Here is a 20,900-nt window from a genome sequence, read left to right on the forward strand (position 1 = left end):
CAGGCGCCGGACGGGTGGACCGGCCCGCCGCATGTGGTGACCGGATGTTTCTTGCCCTTCGCCGCCAAAACCCGCTCACTGTCCACCCGCCCCCCGCCAGAGACGACGGACCCACGCCCTCCCATGAGCGACGCCGCCTTCGAGAAGACCACGCGCACGCCCTCCCCCGACCATCGGCGCAAGCGGCTGACGGCTTCGCTGATGATCGGGCTGGTCGCCGGCATCGACAATCTCGGCAACGGGCTGGCGATCGCGGCGCTGCTGTTCGCCGGGCCGCTGGCATCGGGCCTCGGCGCCGGGGTCGGCGTGGTGCTGCTCAGTGCCGCCATCCTCGCCCTGCTGGTGGCACTGCGCAGCACCCAGCCGAACTCGGTCGCCCTGGTGCAGGAAACCGGCGTCGCCATCCTGGCCGCCACCGTGGCCGCCATGGCCACCGACCTCGGGGACGCGCCCGACGCGGTCAAGGTGGCGACCGCGCTGGCGATTCTCGGCGGCAGCACGCTGGTCACCGGCGCGTTGTTCTGGCTCGTCGGCCACTTGCGGCTGGGCAAGCTGGTGCGTTTCTTTCCCTATCCGGTCGTCGCGGGCTTCCTCGCCGGGTCGGGCTGGCTGCTGGTGGAGGGCGCGCTGGTCATGATCACCGGCCGGCACGGCCTTGCCGACGGGCTTCCGCGGCTCGCCGATCCGGCCATCGCCGTCACCATGCTGGCGGCGGTCGCGCTGGCCGCCCTGCTGCTGCTGGCGATGCGGCGCAGCGACAGCCCCTTCGCCATGCCGGGCCTGTTGCTCGCCGCCGCGCTGGCCTTCCACGCCCTTCTCCCGGCCTTCGGGCTGACGACGGCGCAGGCACGCGTCTGGGGATGGCTGCCGTCCGTCTCGGAAGGAGCGGCCCTGCGCGTGCCGTTGCCGACGGAGATCCTGGCGCTGGCCGACTGGCACCGCGTGCTGGCGGCGCTGCCGGCCATGCTGTCGGTGGCGGTGCTGGGCATGCTCGGCCTGCTCCTGAACGTCAGCGGCATCGAACTCGCCCAGGGCGAGCACGCGGAAGGGGAGCGCCCTGACGGGGAGCGCGCTGGCGGGGGACAGGGCCGGGGCAGCGATATCGACGCCGATGCCGAACTGCGCTGCACCGGCATCGCCAACCTGCTGGCGGGTGGGATCGGCGGGCCGTCCGGCTATGTCGGGCTGGGGATGACCCTGCTGGCCGGCCGGCTCGGCGCCACCGGCCGCGGCGCCGGGCTTGCCACCGCCGCCACCATCCTGGCCGGCCTGTTCGTCGCCGGCTGGCTGGTGTCGGTGACGCCGGTGTTCCTGACCGCCGGGCTGATCCTGTTTCTCGGCGTCGAGCTGCTTCAGGAATGGCTGTTCGGGGCCCGCCGCCGCCTGCCGCCGGCCGAGTGGCTGATCGTCGCGGCGGTGGTGCTGGCCATCGCCGGGGTCGGCTTCATCGAGGGCCTGGCGCTCGGGCTGGCGGTGTCGCTGGCGATGTTCGTCTACAGCTACTCCCGGCTGCCGGTGATCCGCAGTCGCCACAGCGGCGCCGACCTGCGCAGCCGCGTCGATCGCAGCCCTGCGGCCGGACTGCACCTGACGAACGCCGGCATGGCGATCGAGGCGCTCCAACTCCAGGGCTACCTGTTCTTCGGCACCGCGGAGCAGATCGTCGCCCCGGTCCGCGAGCGGTTGGAGCGGCCGGGCTGGCGGCCTCTGCGCTTCCTCGTCATCGACTTCCGTCACATCAAGGGCATGGACTCGGCCGCCGCCAGCGTCTTCCGCCGCGTCCGCAACCTGCTGGAGGGTGCCGGCGCGGTGCTGGTTCTCAGCGCCCTTCCCCCGGCGGTCGAAACCGCCTTCCGCCGCGGCGGCCTCGATCCCGACCGCGATCCGGCGCTGCGCCGGGCAGCCGACCTCGACCATGCGCTGGAGGCCTGCGAGGACGCGCTGCTGGCCGGCCACGCCGGTTCCGGCAATGGTACGGCCGCCGATGCCCCCCTGCTGCATCACCTGCAGGCGATGACCGGTCCCCACCCGCGCCTTGCCGATGCCGTCGCCGCCCTCGACACCTTGCATCTGCAGCCCGAAGACCTGTTGATCCGCGCCGGCGAGGCGGCCAGCGACGTCTTCATCATCGGGCGCGGCCGGGTGAAGGTGCAGGTCACCCTGCCCGGCGGCCGCCCCTTGCGTCTGCGCACCATGACCGCCGGCGCCGTGGTCGGCGAGATCGCCCTGCTGCTGGGCCAAGCCCGCGGCGCCGACGTGGTGATCGAAACCCCCGCCACCATCCACCGCCTGACCGCCGCGACACTCGCCCGCCTGGAACGCGAGGATCCGGAACTGGCGCTGCTGCTTCATCGCATCCTGGCGACCAACCTGGCAGAGAAGATGACCCAGGCCAACCGCATGATCGAGCAGGCCGCAATCTAGGCACGGCAGTCCCCTCCGCGATCCTGCCCGCCTTGCCGCCCCCTTGCCGGAGAGCAAACACGACACCAGCAAGGCAACAGCCCCCTCTCCCGCGACGCGGGGGAGGGTCGGGGAAGGGGTGAGGCATCGACGCCATTAATACGTATGCCCAGCAATCACCCCGTGCCCTCCGGGTGTAGCCTTCACCATGCGTGTGACCCGATCCGTCCCCCCTGTCCGCCGGATCGAGCCGCCCTGCGACACTACACAGTCCCGCTCCCGTCTCCGGATGGGAAGTAAGGAGTCCGGCCATGGCGCACCGCTGGTACATGCCCGATCATCAAGCCCCGCTGGCCGACATGCTGGTCGTCCCCAGGGACATCCGCATCCGCCCCATCGATGCCGGGATGCTTCTGGATGCCCTGGCGCTCGGCTGGCGCGATTTCCTGGCAGCGCCGACGCAGTTGCTGTTCCTCGGCATCATCTACCCGCTGGTCGGTCTCGTCGCCGCGCGCGTGTCCTTCGGCGGCGATCTCATGCCGCTGTTCTACCCGCTGGTCGCCGGCCTTGCCTTCGTCGGCCCCTTGGCCGCCGTGGGCATCTATGAACTGAGCCGACGCCGCGAGCAGGGCCAGCCGGCTTCCTGGATCAACACGCTGGACGTCCTCCGGTCCAAGGCGATCTGGTCCATCGCGGCGCTCGGGCTGCTGATGCTGACGCTCTATGTGCTGTGGCTGGGGGCGGCGCAGCTCGTCTACGACCATACACTGGGCCGGCTGGAGCCGGACTCGGTTTCCGGATTCACGAACCTGCTGTTCACCACGCCCGAGGGCTGGCAGATGATCGTGCTGGGCAACGCCGTCGGCCTGCTGTCCGCCGTCACCGCCCTGGCGCTGAGCGTGGTGTCGTTCCCGATGATGCTCCACCGCGGTACCGACTGGATCACCGCGATGCAGACTTCGATCCGCGTGGTGATGGCGAACCCCGGCCCGATGATGCTGTGGGGCGCGATCGTGGTGGTGGCGCTGGCACTGGGCTGCCTGCCGGCCTTCGTCGGGCTGGCGGTCGTCATGCCGGTGCTGGGCCACGCGACGTGGCACCTGTACCGGCAGGCGGTGCGTTGACCGCCGCAATCTGATTCTCTGGACGCCTGTCCGGAGGGAACCAGCGATCAATGCGCGACAGGGTCCAGGATTTGCGTGTCGACCGCAGCGATTCAGGGTCGTGGACAGTCAGCCGTTGAGAGCATCTGCCTCCAAGCATCGCAGTTTCGACGTCCGCCAGAAGACCGGCGGGCGCAAAACGCACATTGCGATGGATAGCATTGGCCGATTGCCGATGGTCGACCTGACCACGGCCGACCACTCATTCCGACGGAACGCCGACACTCCCGGGCATCAGGCCCGAGCGTCGTTCTTGGATGCGACCGCCTCGCCGACAGCGTCCATGATCGCAAGAGGTCGATGAACGAGGCCGTGTTCCTTGATGTCCCCGTCGAGCTGGTTCGGCGAGCCGCTTCCGTATCGGGGGGCAAGGCCATGCCCGCGTGCCGGGTGGGTGAGAGGCGTTCGGGTGGGTGAGCTCCTGGAGGCGCCTAGTTCTCGATTACGCAAAGCGGATTGACGTCTCCGACAACGGGTTGCCGCTCGCTATATCCATAGCTTCCACTCCGACGAGCGTACACTTGAAGCAACCGTAAAGCGGACCTGAAAGACTGCACTTATCACATGGTCATATATTCGCCGTCGTGTTATTTCGAATAGTAACGAAATTTCATGGCGAGCGTGGAGAGTCAGCGATGGTGCGTTTTGTCATCACGGCATTTTTCATCGGCGCACTCATGACAAACGTCTCACAAGCCGCCGAAGTTAAAAAGTTATCTACGCCCATACAAATACCGCCGTCGGACGAGGCGGTTCTGATGATCAAGGATTCGGCGGGAAAAACAATATTGACAATGAAGCAGTTGGAAAATTTTCCAATGTATGAAACTCACATGAAAACTTTATGGACACCAGCCAGCACATGGGTTGGCATCAAGTTGGTCGACTTGCTTTCAGCATATGGAGCTCTCTCAAGCGAACGCTTCATTTTTCGAGCTACCAATGAATACAGCATAAGATTGAAACGAGCGGATATCGAGGCCGGCGATCCGATTGTAGCCACGCGCATTAATGGCATGCCTATCGATCCGGAAAATAAAGGGCCCTTGTTCCTCATATGGCCTAAAGTGGCCGAAGAGGTCATGTCCGGGACAGTGGCAGAGTCAGATTGGATATGGTCTCTCAATAAGATCGAGGTCATCCGATAAATGAAAAATAAGGCATTCATAGCTGTTATATTTTATGCCCTGTCATCGTTTTCGATATTGCTTTTTTCTTACCGCAGCATCAATGAAGCAAATAGTATGCGGCCAACGCAACTTTTATCTTTGGTGCATTACGTCGAAAGCCTTGCATCCGATGTTGCACTCTATCGAATAGCCGGCGACCGCATCCCTGCGCAGTCGCCGGGAAGCGTATCATCCATCATCAGAAATACGGAATCGATCAAGTCCGTTCGCGGCGTCTTCCAGTCCTTACCCGATGAACTTCAGAAAGATTTCCAAAGCGTTGAAGAGTATGTTTCACAGCTTCACGATGTCTTGTCTCCCGAGCAGCGGCAGCAAATTGGAGAAGATCTAAATGACTCCGTCAGGCTTCTTGTTGGTTCTATAAATTATTATTCTAACAATGAGGTTGCAAAGCAAACTCGCGAATTGCGACTCTACACGGTCATTTCGGGCACTCTTGCTGCAATCGCCGTTTTGGCGGGTGGAGGCGTTCTTGTTCTCGTCTTTCTTCTGATTAGAAAAAATAAGGAATTGAAAACGCTGGCGACCATGGATGCATTGACGGCATTGCCAAATCGCCGCTCCGCCTACATTCAAGCAGAAACGTTGTTCAAATTGGCGGAGCGAAGCCAAACGGAAGTTTCCGTCGCTGTGGTGGATATAGATCATTTCAAGAAGATCAATGATGGATCAGGGCATCCGGCCGGTGACATGGTCCTGCAGGAAGTTGCACGTATCATTGCGCGGTCTTGCCGCAAAAGCGATGTTGTTGCAAGGCTGGGTGGAGAGGAGTTCCTCATCATCATGCCGGACACCAATAACCTTGGCGCCAATAATTTATGCGAAAAGGTAAGGTCTTCGATCGAGAGTGCACCGATATCTTACTCGGGGACGGCTATACCCGTCACTGTAAGCATCGGCCTTTCAACCAGGGGATCGGAAGACAGAAGCTTCGAAGAATTGTATAAAAACGCCGACAAGGCGCTATACGTCGCTAAAGATGCTGGAAGAAATCGTGTTGTTTCGGCGCAAACCTACACCGGCCTTTCAAGTTTATTGGAGCAAATTACGGTCTGATGGTGGTGAAATTTACATAGCTTCATTTTCCATTTTTTCCTAATAATTCATCATCCTGAAATTTCTGTTTGAAATATATCACGACAGATCGTTGCAACCGGATATTCAGTCCCCTTACCGCACCAACTCGCGCATAGCCCCGTCCAGCCCCTCCAGCGTCAGCGGGAACATCCGTCCGTCCATCAGGCGCTGGATCAGGCGGGTGCTCTCGGTATAGTCCCAGTATTGCTGCTGCGCCGGGTTGAGCCACACCGCCTTGCCATAGACCGACAGCAGGCGCTGCATCCACACCTGCCCAGCCTCCTCGTTCCAATGCTCGACGCTGCCGCCGGGATAGACGATCTCGTAAGGGCTCATGGCAGCGTCGCCGACAAAGACCAGCTTGTAGTCGGCGGGATAGGTGTGCAGGACGTCCCAGGTCGCGATGCGCTCGGCATGGCGGCGTGCGTTGTCGCGCCAGACCCCCTCGTAGACGCAGTTGTGGAAGTAGAAGTGCTCCAGGTGCTTGAATTCGCTGCGCGCCGCTGAGAACAGCTCCTCCACCAGCCGGATGTGGTCGTCCATCGAGCCTCCGACATCGAGGAACAGCAGCACCTTCACCGAGTTGTGCCGCTCCGGCACCATCTTCAGGTCGAGCCAGCCGGCGTTGCTGGCGGTGGCGCGGATGGTGCCGGGCAGGTCGAGTTCGCTGGCCGCCCCGCTGCGGGCGAACCTGCGCAGACGGCGCAGCGCCACCTTGATGTTGCGGGTGCCGATCTCCACCCGGTCGTCCAGGTTCCGGAACTCGCGGCGGTCCCACACCTTGGCGGCGCGGCGGTGGCGGCTCTCCTTCTGCCCGATGCGCACGCCCTCCGGATTGTAGCCGTAGGCGCCGAAGGGCGAGGTGCCGGCGGTGCCGATCCATTTCGATCCGCCCTGGTGGCGGCCCTTCTGCTCGGCCAGCCGCTGCGCCAGCGTCTCCATCAGCTTGTCCCAGCCGCCGAGCGACCGGATCTGCGCCTTCTCCTCCTCGGTCAGGAAGCGTTCGGCCAGCTTGCGCAGCCACTCCTCCGGCAGGTCGGTGACCGGCACCTCCTCGCCGCCCTCCTCCCCTTCGCCGGTCAGGCCCTTGAAGGTGGCGCCGAACACGCGGTCGAAGCGGTCGAGGTTGCGCTCGTCCTTAACCAAGCATGCACGACTGAGGTAATAGAAATCCTCGACGCGGAAGGACGCGGTGCCCCGCTTCATGGCCTCCATGAGCGTCAGGTACTCCGTCAGCGAGACGGGGACGCCGGCCTTGCGCAGATCGAAGAAGAAACTCGTAAACATGAGCGGTCCTTCGCGCGGGTTCTCGGGCGGAGAGTAGCGCCCCAGCCGAGAGAACACCATGAGCCTGCCGAACGCTCCCCTCCTCGACTTCGCCCGCGCGCTGGATTTCGCCGCGCACAAGCACATCGACCAGCGCCGCAAGGGCGTGCGCGCCGAACCCTACGTCAACCACCTGTCGGAAGTGGCGCTGCTGGTGGCGGAGGCGACCGACGGCAAGGACCCGGTCGTCGTCATCGCCGCGCTGCTGCATGACACGCTGGAGGACACCGACGCCAGCTACGAGGAGATCGAGAGGCTGTTCGGGGTCGAAGTTGTCCAGGTCGTCGCCGAGACCACCGACGACAAGCGCATGTCGAAGGCCGAACGCAAGCAGCACCAAATCGACGCCGCCGCCACCGCCTCGCCGCGGGCCAAGCTGGTGAAGCTGGCGGACAAGGTGTCCAACCTGCGCTCGATGGCGCACAGCCCTCCTGCCGATTGGCCGCTGACCCGCAAGGTCGAGTATTTCGAATGGGCGCACGCCGTCGTCGCCGGCCTGCGCGGCACCGATGCGCGGCTGGAGGCGCTGTTCGACCGCGCCTACCACGACGGCCTGGCCGAGCTGCGCGGGCAGACTGCCTGATCCGGAAATCCGGGGCCGATTGACATCGCGCAATGCGGCTCCATCACGGAAGTCTTATGGAGAAGGGACGCAGCAGTATCCAGTGCGCCGTTGCCGGCCAAGGAACACGCCATGTCCCTTCCCCAAGAAGACACCACCCTCACCCATCGCCCGGCCGCGGCGCCGCGTTCCTCGACACCGGGTTCCTCGACACCGGGTTCCTCGCCGCCCGGTTCCTCGCCGCCGGATGGGCATGCGCATGAGGAGCCGGGCCGGCACTGGTACATCGACCGGCCGAAGGTCTATGCCGCCGACGTTCGCGGCCGCTTCCGCCGGATCAAGTGGGCGGTCCTGATCGCCCTGCTGGCGATCTATTACGTCACGCCCTGGATTCGCTGGGACCGCGGGCCGGGCATTCCGGACCAGGCGGTGCTGATCGATATGGTCGGGCGCCGCGCCTATTTCTTCTGGATCGAGATCTGGCCACAGGAGGTCTATTATCTGACCGGCCTGCTGATCCTCGGCGCCTTCGGCATCTTCTTCGCGACCACCTTGTTCGGGCGCGTCTGGTGCGGGTTCGCCTGCCCGCAGACGGTGTGGACCGACCTGTTCATGTGGGTGGAGCGCAAGATCGAGGGGCCGCGCACCCAGCGCATCCGCCTGGACAAGGCCGCGCTCTCCGGGTCGAAGCTGGCGCGCAAGGCCACCAAGCATGCCGCGTGGCTCGCCATCTCGCTGCTGACCGGCGGCGCCTGGGTGTTCTACTTTAACGACGCGCCGACGCTGATGAACGACCTGCTGCACGGCAACCTGACCGGCGGCGTCGCCACCTTCATCGCGCTGTTCAGCTTCACCACCTATTTCTTCGCCGGCTGGGCGCGCGAGCAGATCTGCATCTATGTCTGCCCGTGGCGCAGCTTCCAGTCGGCGATGGTGGACGAGGACACCTTCCTCGTCACCTACGAGGACTGGCGCGGCGAAGGCCGCGGACCGCTGCGCAAGTCGCAGAGCTGGACGGACCGACAGGCCGCCGGCCTCGGCGACTGCATCGACTGCAAGCAATGCGTCCAGGTCTGCCCCACCGGCACCGACATCCGCAAGGGCCAGCAGATCTCCTGCATCGGCTGCGGCCTGTGCGTCGACGCCTGCAACGAGGTCATGGCGCAGATCGGCCGTCCCGGCGACCTGGTCCGCTTCGACACCCAGTCCAACCAGATCGCCAAGATCGACGGCCGGGCGGAACGGGTGAAGCTGGTCCGCCCGCGCACCGTGATCTACTCGCTGATCATGCTGGTGGTGGTCGCCGCCATGGCCATCGCCCTGGTCCTGCGCCCTTCGCTCGACGTCAGCGTGCTTCGCGACCGGGCGCCGCTGTTCGTCACCCTGTCGGACGGCTCGGTGCAGAACGCCTACACCATCAAGGTGCTGAACAAGACCCACGTCGCCCGCAGCTACGCCGTCACCATCGACGGCCTGTCCGGCCCGCAGCTTTCGGTCGCCGGCGACGAGCAGGCCGGGCGCGGCGGCAGCCTGCTGCTGACCGCCGATCCCGACACCGTGGCGACCTACCGGGTCTTCGTGAAGGTGCCGGCGGCATCGGTGACGTCCGGCTCCACCGACATCGCGGTGGTCGCCCGGGACGCAGCGAGCGGCGAAACCGGCAGGCATGCCAGCGTCTTCATGGCGCCCTGATGGCCGGCAAGGCCCTCTGCCCCTGGGCAGAGGGCCTTCCTCTCACGCGCCGCCCGCCTTGACCCGCGTTCGCTTCACGGTCGCGGGCGGCGGCGCCTCGCTGGCCGGATCGTCCAGCGCGTGCAGCAGGCGTTCCCTGATCTTGGCCAGCTTGCCGTCATGCGTGACCTTCAGGCCGAAGACGTCCTTCACATAGAAGACGTCGATCGCCTTCTCGCCGAAGGTCGACACTTTGGCCGAGCTGATCTGCAGCGTCAGGTTCGACAGGGCGCGGGTCAGGTCGTACAGCAGGCCCGGCCGGTCGCGCCCGTTCACCTCGATCACCGTGTGGGTCGTGGAGGCGTTGTTGTCAATCAGCACGCGCGGCGGCACATGGAAGACGCGGGTGCGGCTGGCCTGGCTGGTGCGGCGGGTCGCCAGCTCCTTCAGCGGCTTCAGGTGGCCGGACAGCACCTTCTCGATCATCACCGACAGCTTGGCCAGCTTGTCGCCGCTCTCGAAGGCGCCGCCGCCCGCCGCATCCTGGACCGAGAAGACGTCGAGCGCCATGCCGTTGGTCATGGTGAAGATGCGGGCGTCGACGATGTCGGCCCCGCTGGCCGCCAGCGCCCCGGCCAGCCGCGAGAACAGGCCGCTGTGGTCGGTGGCGTAGATCGTTACCTCCGTCACCGCACGGCTGCGGTCGACGCGGGTGCTGACGGTCAGCGGGCGCTGCTCCCGCTCGGCGTCGCGGACGATGCGGGCCTGATGGGCCAGGGTCTCGGCGTCGAAGGCGAGCCAATAGGCGGGATAGCCGAGAGCGCGGTGATGCTCGAAGGCGGCGTCGTCGAAGTCCGCCAGCTCGGCGCGCAGGGCGGCCTGGGCCGACTGGATGCGGCGGTTGCGCCCCTCCACCATCATGCCGCCGGACATCAGCTCCTCGGAGCGGTTGTACAGCTCGCGCAGCAGCGTCGCCTTCCAGTTGTTCCACCGTTGCGGCCCGACGGCGCGAATGTCGGCGACCGTCAGCACAAGCAGCAGCCGCAGCCGCTCCGGCGACTGGACCAGCGCCACGAAGTCGCGGACGGTCTTGTCGTCCTCCAGGTCGCGCTTGAAGGCGGTGTGCGACATCGCCAGGTGCCAGCGCACCAGCCACGCCACCGTCTCCGTCTCCTCTGCGCTCAACCCCAGACGCGGGCACAGCTTCTCGGCGACGCGGGCGCCCAGGACTGAATGGTCGCCGCCGCGCCCCTTGGCGATGTCGTGTAGCAGCACCGCGACGTAGAGCGCGCGTTTCGAGACGACCTTGTGGATCACCTCGGTCGACAACGGCAGCTCGTCGGCATGCTCGCGCGCCGCGATCTTGTGCAGGATGCCGAGCGCGAACAACGTGTGCTCGTCGACCGTGTAGACATGGTACATGTCGTACTGCATCTGCGCCACGACCCGGCCGAAGTCGGGAATGAAGCGCGCCAGGACGCCCGCCTCGTTCATCCGGCGCAGCGTGATCTCCGGATCCTTGGGGCCGGTCAGGATGTCCAGGAACAGCCGGTTGGCCTCGGGGTCGTTGCGCAGCTTCGGCCCGATGGCCGACAGCGACCGGGTGATGGCGCGCAGCGCCGCCGGGTGGATGTCGATGTCGTTGATCTGCGCGGTGTGGAACAGCCGGATCATGTCGATCGGCTGTTCCTTGAACTGCTTGTCGCTGCGGGCGTTCAGCCGTTCGCCGTCGACGATGAAGCCGTCGACGTCCTTGCGCCGGGCGACCGAGGCCAACCGCAGCAGGTTGAACCGGGGCGGCCGCTTCGATTCCGCCTCCAGCGCCGCGCAGAAGATGCGCGTCAGGTCGCCGACGTCCTTGGCGACCAGGAAATAATGCTTCATGAAGCGTTCGACGCCCTTGGTGCCGGCATGGTCGGTGTAGCCCATGGCGGCGCCGATGGAGGTCTGGACGTCGAAGGTCAGCCGGTCTTCCAGCCGGCCCGCCAGGTAATGCAGGTGGCAACGCGCGGTCCACAGGAAGTTCTGCGCCTTGGCGAAACGCTGCGCCTCCTCCGGGGTCAACACCTTCTTGCCGACCAGCTCGTCGACGTTCTCGACGCGGTACAGGTACTTGGCGATCCAGAACAGCGTCTGCAGGTCGCGCAGCCCGCCCTTGCCGTCCTTCAGGTTGGGTTCCAGCACATAGCGGCTGTCGCCCATCTTCAGGTGCCGGTTGTCGCGCTCAGCCAGCTTGGCCTCGACGAACTCCGGGCCGGTGCCGGCAACGACCTCCTTGTCGTAGCGCTTTCGCAGCTCGGCGAACAGCTTGCCGGGACCCCAGAGATAGCGTGACTCCAGAATGGCGGTGCGAATGGTGACGTCGGCCTTGGACTGGCGGATGCACTCGTCGACGCTGCGCACGGCGTGGCCGACCTTCAGCCCCAGATCCCACAGGATGTAGAGCATGTATTCGACCACCTGCTCCACCCGCGGCGTCCGCTTGTAGGGCAGCAGGAACAGCAGGTCGATGTCCGAGAAGGGCGCCAGCTCGCCACGGCCGTAGCCGCCGGTGGCCGCCACGTCGAACACCTCGCCCGCCGTCGGGTTGGCGGTCGGGAAGATGTGCCGCACGGTAAAGTCGGCCAGCGTTCCGACCAGACGGTCGGCGAGGTAGCAGTTCTCGCGGACGCATTGTTCGCCCGACCCGCCGGCGTCGAAGCGCCGGCGCACCTCCACCCGGCCGTCGGCCAGCGACCGGCGCAGGCAGGCGAGCAGCGCGGGGCGCAGTTTGTCGCCGGTGCCGTGCTCCGCCACCAGCTCCTCGAGCTCCCCCGACAGCTTGCGGCGGGAGATGATGGCACGCTTGTTCGGAATTGCGGGCGGCGGCGCCTCGGGCGGGGCCGGCGCCTTGGTGCGGGCGGACAGCATCGGTGGGGAAAGACCTCGGCATTCGGGCGGTCCGGGCTGGCCGCACCATTCGCACTATAGCTTTAATGCCTTCAGGTAGCACGCCCGCTCTGGAAGACCAGCCCTGCCGCCGCGATACGGCCCCGCATTGGCTGCGGGAGTGACGGCCGTCACAGCCCACCCCCCGCCCCGATGCCACAGTGGCGCGCGCATCCGAAGAGGGGAGACGGATCATGACCACCCGAAACACCAGGGAAACTGCCGCGAACGAGCCGACCGCCAGGGCGCGGCGGGAGCTGGCGGCGCTGAACGACGCGCTGACGCTGGCCGAGCGCGGGCTGCGCCACCAGTCCGCTGCGGCGCTGATGGCGCGCCTGCTGCGCGTGGCCGCGATGTTCCCCAGATCGGTCGACGGCACGCTGATGTGGCAGGTCACCGACCTCGTCGGCGGACGCGAGGTCGCCGACCATGTCAAGCTGACCCTGATCCGCATGGGCTGGGCATCGATCGTCCAGGCACAGTACCGGGCGCACGGATTGCGGCCGGTCGAACGCCGGACGCGGGCACGGGCGGCGGCCTGAGCGACCGGGAAAGGCACGGCGGGAACGGCCCGGCAACAATTGCCGGCCGGCAATGCGGGCGCGGCAATCGCCGCCGCCACCGGTTGCCGGGAATCGGCAAGGCCTTGGATTTCCAGGCTTTCCGATAGCATGAGCTTTGCATCACGGGTCACCGCGACTGCCTGCGGCAGGCCGCGCCACCGCGCAACCGGTCGGACGGACCCAACGATGCAGATCAACGGCTATCAGGCCAATGGCTATGGCCTCTCCAGATTGTTCCAACTCCGCGCAACGCGGAACGGCGCCGCACCCGACGGCGCCGCCGGCCCCGCCGGAACGGATGGGGTGAAGCCGCAACTCGACGTGAGCATGAATGCGACCGGAAAGGCCGATCGCAAGGCGCCCAGCGCCGTCGACAGCTTCCTGGCCGAAGCGAAGAAGACGCCGGCCGAGCGCATCCGCGACGATTGGCTCGCCCGTCACAAGATGACCGAGGACGACCTGAACTCGATGCCGCCCGAACGGCGCGAGGCGATCGAGAAGGAAATCGCCGAGGAACTGAAGCGGAAGCTGACCGGCCAGGATGCCAAGCGTGGCGCGGTGATGAACCTGACCGCCTGACCGGGATTCCGGCGGCTTGCCAGGTCGTGGGGCGAAGTGGTTTGCTGGCCGATCACCCGATCATCGGTTCCGCCCGCTTGCTTGGCAGGCCGGCGTGGACGGGCGGTTCGGGGCACCACGACCGAAGGGACAGCAGGAATGAGCGGGCATCCGAATCCAGACCTCGACCTGACCATCTCCCGGATCATCAAAGCGCCGCGTGCGCTGGTGTGGCGCGCCTGGAGCGATCCAGCCAGCTTCGAACAATGGTGGATCCCGGCCCCGACCATCTGCAAGGTCATCGATCTGGACTTGCGGCCCGGCGGTTCCTTCCTGACCCATAAGAGCGAGGGCGGCGGACCATTCGAGCACCATCTCGCCGGCTGCTTCCTGGAAGTCGTGGACGGGGAGCGGATCGTCTTCACCAACCTGCTGACCGGCGGATGGCGGCCGGCCGAGCAGGGGTTCGTGACCGCGATCATTTCCTTCCGGGACCATCCGGACGGCACCGAATACGGCGCCCACCTCATGCACCGCAACGCCGCCGACCGCCGGATGCACGAGGACCTGGGCTTCTACCAGGGATGGGGGGCGGTCATCTCCCAACTCGCCGCACTGGTCGAGCGCCAGGCCTAGAGTTTTCCCGGTGCTTGTTGAAGCACCAGGCAGACTCTAGGATTTTGGTTATCCGTGTGATTCACGTTTCAAGCGATACCGCTTGAAACGATCACACTCTGGACGCCGCGCCCGCCCGGCGAACGGCCTGCGCATCAGGCGGGCGGCACCGCCTCGCGCGTCGTCACATGGACGTTGCCGCCGCCCTCGCGTGCCAGTATGGCCGATGCCTGCCCTTCCCGCTCGGCCGTGTCGACACGCACCCACAGGATGACGCCCCCGGCTTCCAGCGCGCGGGTGAACTCGTCGGGCTTGGGATGGCTGGTCAGCTCGTCCAGATAGTCCTTGATCGCGGCGCCGCCGACGCCGGCGGCGACCAGGGCGGCCAGCGCCGCCTCGATCGGCCCCCCGACGATGGCGATCAGGCCGGCGGTGGTCAGGGGGAAGGCATATTTCAGCTCGCCCACCAAGCCGGTCAGCGCCTCGTCCCGCGGCTTGCCGTTCTTGCCGACGGCGTCCAGCGAGGCATGGCTGGCCAGCACCGAAAGGTCGGCGCGGTCGAAGCCGGCGGCCAGCAGCGCATCGACCGCGTGATCGAAGCCGGCGCGGGTGGAGAAGAGGGCTACGACCTCCCGCACCTCGGCCGGTGCGGCGTCTCCGTGGATCTGGGTCATGATGGCCGTCTCCCTCGTTTCCTCATTGGGTTTCCCTATTGTAGCGACCGGCGGAGAGCCTCCGTCAATCGCCACGGAGACGCACCCGACGGCTGCCGCCGCTCCGCCCGATTGGTCCCGCCCCATTGTTTCGCGGCCGGCCATGCGGCCTATCCCGCCGCCGCATATCCCGTGATAGGGTGCGCGCCGTAACGCCACCTGCAACCGCCGCACGGCCATCCCTTGTCGAGCACCATGTCCAGCACCCTGCCCAACCCCGCTGCCGAAATCGTCATTCCCGCCGACGCGACCCCGATGATGGCGCAGTACCTGGAGATCAAGCAGGCGCATCCCGACTGCCTGCTGTTCTACCGCATGGGCGACTTCTACGAGATGTTCTTCGAGGATGCGGTGAACGCCGCCGCGGCGCTCGACATCGCGCTGACCAAGCGCGGCCAGCATCTGGGCGAGGACATCCCGATGTGCGGCGTCCCGGTCCACAGCCACGAGAACTACCTGCAGCGCCTGATCCGCCAGGGCTTCCGCGTCGCGATCTGCGAGCAGATGGAGGACCCGGCGGAAGCCAAGAAGCGCGGGTCGAAGTCGGTGGTGAAGCGCGGCGTCATCCGCATCGTCACCCCCGGCACCCTGACCGAGGACAGCCTGCTGGATTCCCGCTCGTCCAACTGGCTGGCGGCGGTGACGGAGGCCGCGGGCGGGCTGGGACTGGCGTGGCTGGAGATGTCCACCGGCGAGCTGGTGGTGCAGCCGGTGGAGCGCACGGGCCTCGGCGCGGCGCTGGGGCGGCTCGACCCGCAGGAGGTGCTGATCTCCGAGAAGCTGTCGCAGCAGCCGGAGCTGTTCGAGCTGTGGGCGGAATGGAAGTCGCGCCTGACCGTCCAGCCCACCCCGCGCTTCGACAGCGAGAACGGCCGGCAGCGCCTGCTGTCGGTCTACGGCGTCGGGACGCTCGACGCCTTCGGCACCTTCAGCCGCGCCGAGGTGGCGGCGGCCGGGGCGCTGGTCGGCTATGTCGAGCTGACGCAGAAGGGGCGCGTTCCCCGCCTGTCGCCGCCGCGCCGGGTCGGGCCGGGCGCGGTGATGGAGATCGACGCTTCCACCGGCCGCAACCTCGAACTGACCCGCACGCTGAACGGTGAACGGCGCGGCAGCCTGCTCGCCACCATCGACCGCACGGTGACGGGGGCCGGCGCCCGCCTGCTGGCAGCCCATCTTTCGGCGCCGCTGACCGACCCGGCGGCCATCGCCCGCCGCCACGACATGGTCGAGTTCGCCCTGTCGGAGGAGCGGCTGCGCGGCGAGCTGCGCCACGCCCTGCGCAGTTGCCCGGACCTGGAGCGGGCGCTGTCGCGCCTGACCCTCGGCCGCGGCGGCCCGCGCGACCTCGCCGCCATCCGCGACGGCCTCACGCAGTCGGCGCTGATCCGGCACCTGCTCGCCGGCGTCGGCGGCCTGCCGGACGGGTTGGCGGCACTGGACCGGCGGCTCGGCGAACACACGGAACTGGTCGGCCAGCTCACCCAGGCGCTGGCGCCGGACCTGCCGCTGCTGGCCCGCGACGGCGGCTTCATCGCCCGCGACTACAGCTATGCCCTGGACGAGCTGGTGACGCTCCGCGACGAGAGCCGCCGGCTGATCGCCGGGCTGCAGAGCAAATACGCCGAGATCGCCGGCGTGCCGGCGCTGAAGATCAAGCACAACAACGTGCTCGGCTACCACATCGAGGTCACCGCCGCCCATGCCGACAAGCTGATGTCGGACAAGGCGCGCGAGGTCTTCATGCACCGCCAGACCATGGCGAACGCCGTGCGCTTCGGCACGGTGGAGCTCTCCGACCTGGAGCGCCGCATCTCCGAGGCGGCCGACAAGGCGCTGGCGGTCGAGCTGGAGCTGTTCGCCGGGCTGGTCGACGCCGTCGCCGCCCAGGCCGACGCCATCGCCCAGGCCGCCCATGCGCTGGCGGCGCTCGACGTCGCGGCGTCGCTGGCCGAACTCGCCGAGGAGCGGCGCTACATCCGGCCGCAGGTCGACGACAGCCTCGCCTTCTCCATCCGCGGCGGCCGCCATCCGGTGGTCGAGGCGGTCCTGGACGCCGCCCATGGCGGCCCCTTCGTCGCCAACGACTGCGACCTCGCGCCGGAAAACCGGCTATGGCTGCTGACCGGTCCCAACATGGCCGGCAAATCGACCTTCCTGCGCCAGAATGCGCTGATCGCCGTGCTGGCCCAGATGGGCAGCTTCGTCCCGGCCGAACGCGCCCATATCGGCGTGGTCGACCGGCTGTACAGCCGCGTCGGCGCCGCCGACGACCTCGCCCGCGGCCGCTCGACCTTCATGGTGGAGATGGTGGAGACCGCCGCGATCCTGAACCAGTCCGGCGCCCGCGCCCTGGTCATCCTGGACGAGATCGGCCGCGGGACCGCCACCTTCGACGGGCTGTCGATCGCCTGGGCCTGCGTCGAGCACCTGCACGACGTCAACCGCTGCCGGGCCCTGTTCGCCACCCATTACCACGAGCTGACGATGCTGGCCTCGAAGCTGCCGGCGCTGTCCTGCCACACGATGCGGATCAAGGAATGGCAGGGCGACGTGGTGTTCCTGCACGAGGTGACCGCCGGTGCCGCCGACCGCAGCTACGGCATCCACGTCGCCAAGCTGGCCGGGCTGCCGCCGCCGGTGGTCGGGCGGGCCGAAGAGGTGCTGAAGCTGCTGGAATCGGGCGACCAGAACGCGACCATCCACCGCCTGGCCGAGGATCTGCCGCTGTTCAGCGCCGCGCTGAAGCGCCCCGCCCCGAAGGCTCAGGCGACGGAGGCCGTCCCCGCGGGGCCGTCGCCGCTGGAGGAGGCGCTGAAGGCGGTCGATCCCGACAGCCTGACGCCGCGCCAGGCGCTGGAGGAACTGTACCGGCTGCGGGGACTGCTGAAGGGGTGAGGCGTCGGCTCCGACGCCCCCCGCCGACGCGGGAGAGTGCCTTCTGTGAAGAGGCGGCAGTTCCCTCTCCCGCGGATCGGACGGCCCCCGGTCCACCGAGAGCGGCGGAGGGTCAGGGAGGGGGCAGCGCCAGTGTCGGCCGCCCACCTTCCAAACTCGCTGCGCCGGAAACCAGCTCGCCATGCAGGGTGCAGGCGGCCTCGGCCAGTTCGACGAAACGCTCGGTGACGTCGTCGGGTTGGGCGATCCTCGTCGGGTCCTCGCCGGGGAACGCCTGGGTGCGCAGCTTGGTCGCCACCACTCCGGGATCGATCAGGTTGGCGCGCACCGACGAGCCGGCGACCTCCAGCGCGTAGGTCTTGACGATCATCTCCAGCGCCGCCTTGCTGGCGCCGTAGGGCATCCAGTAGTGGTGCGGCGCCTTGGCGGCGGCGGAGGTCACGAAGATGGCGCGGCCACTGCCCGATGCGCGCAGCAGCGGATCCATCGAGCGGATCAGCCGGTAGTTGGCCGTCACGTTCAGGTCCATCACGCGCGACCACAGCTTCGGGTCATACTGGGCGACCGGACCCAGCGCCTCCAGGGCGCCGGCATTGCCGACCACCACGTCGAGCTTGCCGAAGCGCTGGTACAGCGCGTGGCCGAGCTGGTCGATCTTGTCGTAGTCGCGCAGGTCCATCGGCACCAGGGTCGCCGACTGGCCGGAGATCTTCTGGATGGCGTCGTCGGTTTCCTCAAGCCCGCCGACGGTGCGGGCGACCAGCACCAGATGGGCGCCTTCGGCGGCGAAACGCTTGGCGACGGCGGCGCCGATGCCGCGCGAGGCACCGGTGACGAGGGCGATGCGGCCGGAGAGACGGGACATGGGGACGACTCGTTTCCTGAGATTATTGTTCGTTCACATATGAAAAACCCTCCCCCGTGGCCGGGGGAGGGATGATCGTCAGGCGCGGACGGCGACGTTCGCTTCGACCGGCGGGCTCTCCAGCGCGTCGGTCAGCGGGATCGGATAGTCGCCGGTGAAGCAGGCGTCGCAATACCGGATCTTCGCCGGGTCGCGCTTCTCCTCGCCCATCGCCCGGTAGAGGCCGTCGAGCGAGATGAAGGCCAGGCTGTCGGCCTGGATGAACTCGCGCATCTGCTCGACCGTCATCCGGTGGGCCAGCAGCTTGCCCTGCTCCGGCGTGTCGATGCCGTAGAAGCAGGGGTGCGAGGTCGGCGGGCTGGAGATGCGCATGTGCACCTCGGCGGCCCCGGCGGCGCGCACCATCTCGACGATCTTCTTCGAGGTCGTGCCGCGCACGATCGAATCATCGACCAGCACGACCCGCTTGCCTTCGATCATGGCGCGGTTGGCGTTGTGCTTCAGCTTGACGCCCAGATGGCGGATCTGGTCGGTCGGCTCGATGAAGGTGCGGCCGACATAGTGGTTGCGGATGATGCCCAGGTCGAAGGGCACGCCGCTCTCCAGCGCATAGCCGAGCGCCGCCGGCACGCCGCTGTCGGGCACCGGCACCACGACGTCGGCGGGGACGCCGGCCTCGCGGGCCAGCTCGCGGCCGATACGCTGGCGCGCCTGGTAGACGCTGGTCCCCTCCATCACGCTGTCGGGGCGGGCGAAGTAGATGTACTCGAAGATGCAGAAACGGCGGGTCTGCGGCTGGAACGGATGCAGGCTGTGCACGCCGCCGCCGTCGATCACCACCATCTCGCCCGGCTCGACGTCGCGGACATACTCGGCACCGACGATGTCGAACGCGCAGGTCTCGCTCGCCAGGATGTAGGTGTCGCCCAGCTTGCCCAGCACCAGGGGCCGCACGCCGAGCGGATCGCGAACGCCGATCACCTCCTTGGAGGTCAGCGCGACCAGCGAGAAGGCGCCTTCGACCTGGCGGACCGCCTCGATCAGCCGGTCGACCGGCGAGCCGCCGCGGGCGGTCGCCATCAGGTGGACGATGACCTCGGTGTCGGTGGAGGACTGGAACAGGCAGCCGCGACGGACGAGCTGCCGACGCAGCGACTGGGCGTTGGTCAGGTTGCCGTTATGGGCGAGCGCGAAACCGCCGAACTCGAAGTCGGCGTAGAGCGGCTGGACATTGCGGATCGAGGTGTCGCCGGTCGTGGCATAGCGGACATGGCCGATGGCGGACGCACCCTTCAGCTTGGCGATCACCGCCTCGGAACTGAAATGGTCGCCGACCAGACCCAGCGTGTGCTGGAGATGGAAGCGCCCGCCGTCGAAGCTGACGATGCCGGCCGCCTCCTGCCCGCGATGCTGCAGGGCGTGCAGGCCCAGCGCCGTGATGGCTCCCGCCTGCGGGTTGCCGTAGATGCCGAACACGCCGCACTCTTCGCGCAGCTTGTCGTCGTCGAACGGATGCGTGGTCAGCATCACCAGGAGTCCTTCGTCCAAGAGGCGCGTGAGAGCGCGTCAGCACACAGCGGAAAACAAGGCGAAAAAACGAAACGGCAAGCGTCGATCGCAAACGGCGATCGCGCCGAAAACTCAGCGGGCGTTGTTCTGCATAAGCCTTTCGAGGTCGGCGCGGTCGCGGTCCTTATAGCCGGTATCGGGTGCCGGTGCACCCCCGGTCTTCGCGGGGCTGGGCACCGGTGTCGACAGGCGGTCGAGCGCCTGCTTGGCCTCCATCGCCTGGCGCGCACGGTCGCGCGCCATGTCCATCTGGCCCAGCCCCTCCTTGCGCAGCGGCTCGGGCACGAAGCCGTAGATCATCTCGGCACCGGCGGCCAGGAACGGGCGCGTCTTCGCCTCCTGCAGCCAGGCCGGCTGTTCGGCCGGGTTCGGCACCAGCCACAGGAAGAAGAGATAGGCGACCGACACCAGGATGCCGCCCTTCACCAGCCCGAACAGGAAGCCGAGCGTGCGGTCCAGCGCCGAAAGGCCCGATGCCTGCACCCCGCGGGACAGGCTGCGGCCCAGCAGCGTCAGCATGATCAGCGACACGATGAACAGCCCGACCGCGGCGGCCGCATAGGCCAGCATCTCGAAACGGATATAGAGCTGCACGTAGGGAAGCACATGGGGCAGCGCGTAAAGCGTCACCACGGCGGCCCCCGCCCAGGCGGCGACCGACAGCACCTCCGCAACCATGCCGCGGCTGAAGGCGAGCAGGGCCGCCAGGAGCAGCACCGCGATGACGACGATGTCGACCGGATTCACTGGTAGATTGTCCATGGCCCCACGCCAGTTCCCAAAAGCCCGTTCACAGGTACCG

The 20,900-nt window shown here is 67.0% G+C and carries 16 protein-coding genes; 10 read left to right on the forward strand and 6 right to left on the reverse strand.

The features are described 5' to 3' along the window. Positions 1-123 precede the first annotated feature (123 nt). The 4 genes from J2850_RS06540 to J2850_RS06555 all read left to right on the forward strand — a co-directional run bounded on the left by J2850_RS06540 (position 124) and on the right by J2850_RS06555 (position 5,812). Complete coding sequence (locus tag J2850_RS06540) at positions 124-2,424, forward strand: SulP family inorganic anion transporter (RefSeq protein WP_246512847.1); 2,301 nt, start codon at positions 124-126, stop codon at positions 2,422-2,424. 290 nt (positions 2,425-2,714) lie between these two features. After that, positions 2,715-3,527, forward strand: coding sequence for a DUF2189 domain-containing protein (locus J2850_RS06545; RefSeq protein WP_246512848.1), 813 nt, complete (start codon positions 2,715-2,717; stop codon positions 3,525-3,527). Between the two features lie 674 nt (positions 3,528-4,201). Then, entirely contained in the window at positions 4,202-4,714 is a 513-nt protein-coding gene (locus J2850_RS06550) for a putative pterin-binding protein (protein ID WP_209980000.1), read from the forward strand. After that, the gene (locus tag J2850_RS06555) at positions 4,715-5,812 is read left to right on the forward strand and encodes a GGDEF domain-containing protein (RefSeq protein WP_209980002.1); all 1,098 of its coding nucleotides are present in this window, start codon (positions 4,715-4,717) and stop codon (positions 5,810-5,812) included. 114 nt (positions 5,813-5,926) lie between these two features. Here the strand turns inward: J2850_RS06555 and J2850_RS06560 are convergent, their stop codons facing one another. Then, entirely contained in the window at positions 5,927-7,120 is a 1,194-nt protein-coding gene (locus J2850_RS06560) for a vWA domain-containing protein (RefSeq protein WP_209980003.1), read from the reverse strand. A gap of 58 nt (positions 7,121-7,178) precedes the next feature. Here J2850_RS06560 and J2850_RS06565 point away from each other — a divergent pair, with 58 nt between their 5' ends. Together J2850_RS06565 and ccoG are read left to right on the forward strand one after the other, a co-directional pair. Next, a complete protein-coding gene (locus J2850_RS06565; RefSeq protein ID WP_209980005.1) occupies positions 7,179-7,742 on the forward strand; it encodes an HD domain-containing protein in 564 nt (187 codons plus the stop codon). Positions 7,743-7,853: 111 nt separating this feature from the next. After that, complete coding sequence (ccoG, locus tag J2850_RS06570; protein ID WP_209980007.1) at positions 7,854-9,413, forward strand: cytochrome c oxidase accessory protein CcoG; 1,560 nt, start codon at positions 7,854-7,856, stop codon at positions 9,411-9,413. Between the two features lie 42 nt (positions 9,414-9,455). Here ccoG and J2850_RS06575 read toward each other — a convergent pair whose 3' ends face one another. After that, a complete protein-coding gene (locus J2850_RS06575; RefSeq protein WP_209980009.1) occupies positions 9,456-12,302 on the reverse strand; it encodes a [protein-PII] uridylyltransferase in 2,847 nt (948 codons plus the stop codon). Positions 12,303-12,514: 212 nt separating this feature from the next. Between J2850_RS06575 and J2850_RS06580 the strand changes: the two genes are divergently transcribed. The 3 genes from J2850_RS06580 (at position 12,515) to J2850_RS06590 (ending at position 14,077) form a co-directional block, all read left to right on the forward strand. Further along, positions 12,515-12,862, forward strand: coding sequence for a hypothetical protein (locus tag J2850_RS06580; protein WP_209980010.1), 348 nt, complete (start codon positions 12,515-12,517; stop codon positions 12,860-12,862). A 207-nt stretch (positions 12,863-13,069) separates the two neighbouring features. Beyond that, positions 13,070-13,462, forward strand: coding sequence for a hypothetical protein (locus J2850_RS06585; RefSeq protein WP_209980012.1), 393 nt, complete (start codon positions 13,070-13,072; stop codon positions 13,460-13,462). 138 nt (positions 13,463-13,600) lie between these two features. After that, positions 13,601-14,077, forward strand: a complete 477-nt coding sequence (locus J2850_RS06590; RefSeq protein ID WP_209980014.1) for an SRPBCC family protein — start codon at positions 13,601-13,603, stop codon at positions 14,075-14,077. Positions 14,078-14,211: 134 nt separating this feature from the next. Here J2850_RS06590 and J2850_RS06595 read toward each other — a convergent pair whose 3' ends face one another. Further along, positions 14,212-14,730, reverse strand: a complete 519-nt coding sequence (locus tag J2850_RS06595) for a hypothetical protein (protein WP_209980016.1) — start codon at positions 14,728-14,730, stop codon at positions 14,212-14,214. A 234-nt stretch (positions 14,731-14,964) separates the two neighbouring features. Here J2850_RS06595 and mutS point away from each other — a divergent pair, with 234 nt between their 5' ends. Then, positions 14,965-17,664 (forward strand): DNA mismatch repair protein MutS, encoded by a 2,700-nt coding sequence (gene mutS / locus J2850_RS06600; RefSeq protein WP_209980017.1) that lies wholly within the window; start codon positions 14,965-14,967, stop codon positions 17,662-17,664. 112 nt (positions 17,665-17,776) lie between these two features. On the opposite strand, the gene J2850_RS06605 is transcribed toward mutS, so the two are convergent. From J2850_RS06605 to J2850_RS06615, 3 genes are all read right to left on the reverse strand, one after another. Next, a complete protein-coding gene (locus J2850_RS06605) occupies positions 17,777-18,529 on the reverse strand; it encodes an SDR family NAD(P)-dependent oxidoreductase (RefSeq protein ID WP_209980019.1) in 753 nt (250 codons plus the stop codon). A 78-nt stretch (positions 18,530-18,607) separates the two neighbouring features. Next, a complete protein-coding gene (purF, locus tag J2850_RS06610; protein ID WP_209980022.1) occupies positions 18,608-20,056 on the reverse strand; it encodes an amidophosphoribosyltransferase in 1,449 nt (482 codons plus the stop codon). A gap of 114 nt (positions 20,057-20,170) precedes the next feature. Then, the gene (locus tag J2850_RS06615; RefSeq protein WP_209980025.1) at positions 20,171-20,860 is read right to left on the reverse strand and encodes a CvpA family protein; all 690 of its coding nucleotides are present in this window, start codon (positions 20,858-20,860) and stop codon (positions 20,171-20,173) included. Positions 20,861-20,900: the final 40 nt, after the last annotated feature.

Source organism: Azospirillum picis (genome assembly GCF_017876115.1).
GTDB lineage: Bacteria > Pseudomonadota > Alphaproteobacteria > Azospirillales > Azospirillaceae > Azospirillum > Azospirillum picis.